General features: G+C 31.0%; 4 protein-coding genes. All 4 read right to left on the bottom strand.

Features of this window, described 5'->3' with window-relative positions:
- Positions 1 to 39: 39 nt before the first annotated feature.
- The 4 genes from DWV06_RS18365 to DWV06_RS09700 all read right to left on the bottom strand — a co-directional run bounded on the left by DWV06_RS18365 (position 40) and on the right by DWV06_RS09700 (position 1,400).
- A complete protein-coding gene (locus DWV06_RS18365; protein WP_155522626.1) occupies positions 40 to 201 on the bottom strand; it encodes a hypothetical protein in 162 nt (53 codons plus the stop codon).
- A gap of 18 nt (positions 202 to 219) precedes the next feature.
- On the bottom strand, positions 220 to 426 hold the full coding sequence (locus DWV06_RS09715) for a hypothetical protein (protein WP_115481992.1): 207 nt from the start codon (positions 424 to 426) through the stop codon (positions 220 to 222).
- A 258-nt stretch (positions 427 to 684) separates the two neighbouring features.
- Positions 685 to 1,008, bottom strand: a complete 324-nt coding sequence (locus DWV06_RS09705; protein WP_115481990.1) for a hypothetical protein — start codon at positions 1,006 to 1,008, stop codon at positions 685 to 687.
- 35 nt (positions 1,009 to 1,043) lie between these two features.
- A complete protein-coding gene (locus DWV06_RS09700) occupies positions 1,044 to 1,400 on the bottom strand; it encodes a hypothetical protein (protein ID WP_115481989.1) in 357 nt (118 codons plus the stop codon).
- Positions 1,401 to 1,615: the final 215 nt, after the last annotated feature.

The following is a 1,615-nucleotide window of genomic DNA, read 5'->3' as shown; positions in this document are numbered from 1 at the left end:
AAAAATTGTATTTGTGTCCAGACTATTACACCGCACTCTCTAAATCTTGCCTATATATTTAACGGTTTCACATGGAACGAAATACCTGTCATCACCCGTCTCAATGCAGAAACAACGTGTTTTAAAATTTAATTCACAATCTTCCACATTCTCCACTATCTTTTCCGTTCCATCCGTAAATTCTATTTTAATATCGTACATCTTTATCCCTCCCGAATTCTAATTTAATGCATTGATAATAGCTTCTTTGATTTCTTTTTCAATATTAGAATTATCCATTTTTGTTCCGCAATTAGGGCAATAATTTGATGCTTCTTTACTTCCTCTTCCACAACTACATATAAACTCTTTTAAATCTCCATAAGCATCAACTACAGGTTCCCACTTGCTTACATTATGTTCATATCCTTGTAAGTCTCTTGTCATATGCTTTATCCCTCCTGAATTCTAATTTATTTTTATATTCTCATACTCGATCAAATTTTTTCTAGCTTCTTCAACCCATACTTTTTTTATTTCTATAGCTTTATCAACAAGTGGCTTTTTCTTGAGACATATATAATAATAATTATTATATCGAGATACTGCATCTGTATAGTTTAAAGATTGCAATACTTTTTTCGCTTTTTTCACTTCTATGATTTTTTTTCTTTATTTAAAAATAACGTATACACTTTATCCCTCCTAATTTTCTCTTTTCTTCTGACTCATAATAAACTTGTCACACATAGCCGCCGCCTGAATCGCTTCGATTGCTAAGTTAATTGCACTCTTTTTTATTTGTTTGACCAAATATTCCATAGTTTCAAAATTGTCATTTGCTTTTATCCTGTACCAAAGGTCATCCAATACATATTCAATATTTTTATATTCACTCTCACATTCTTCTACTTCTTCTTTTATCACTGCATATCCTTCATGGTTTGAAGCAAATAACGGGAATTGTTTGTTTGCTGACTCTAATTCTTTTTTAACTAACTTTTCTACATCCGCTTTAACTGCGTTCATCCTTCTACCTCCTGTAATAAAAAACCACCAACCGTTTATTGGTTAGTGGTAATTTCAAATGTTTTTTTAGTTTTGTAATCGTATCCGATACTTTTCCCTGTTTTTAACCAAAGTTGAATCCGATAATCTCCATAATATGGTCTGTAATCATCTACTAATAACCCTATGTTGCTATAACGCTCTCGGAAGTCTTTCATAACATCGCCATATGTAACAATATCTTCTCCGAAAATATTTTGTTTGCTTTGAAGCCAGCGTAAAAATAGTATAGAATTTATACTTCCATCATTATTTTTGATTTCATGCAGATGGTTGCCTATATAACCCATTACTAAATCAGCCATTTCATATTCGTCATTGGCTTGTTTGAGTCTTTCAAAGTTGTTTTTCACAGTATCACGCTCCTTTTGTTTATTATACCACTAACCAATATTAAGTTGTCAAAGTTCTTTTTTATAGTTATATCATATATTTTATATTATGTATATAGTTTAGTCTCTACGTTATCCCTCCTCTTGCAAAGCATATTCAATTCTTTTAGATAAATCAGTTATGCCCTTCTCGTATCCTTCATAGAAAGAATTTATTATATTCATTTCTTCGTTTC

Source organism: Anaerosacchariphilus polymeriproducens (assembly GCF_003363435.1).
GTDB lineage: Bacteria > Bacillota > Clostridia > Lachnospirales > Lachnospiraceae > Anaerosacchariphilus > Anaerosacchariphilus polymeriproducens.
Note: the sequence above shows the minus strand (reverse complement) of the source record. Positions and strands in the feature narration are given on the sequence as shown.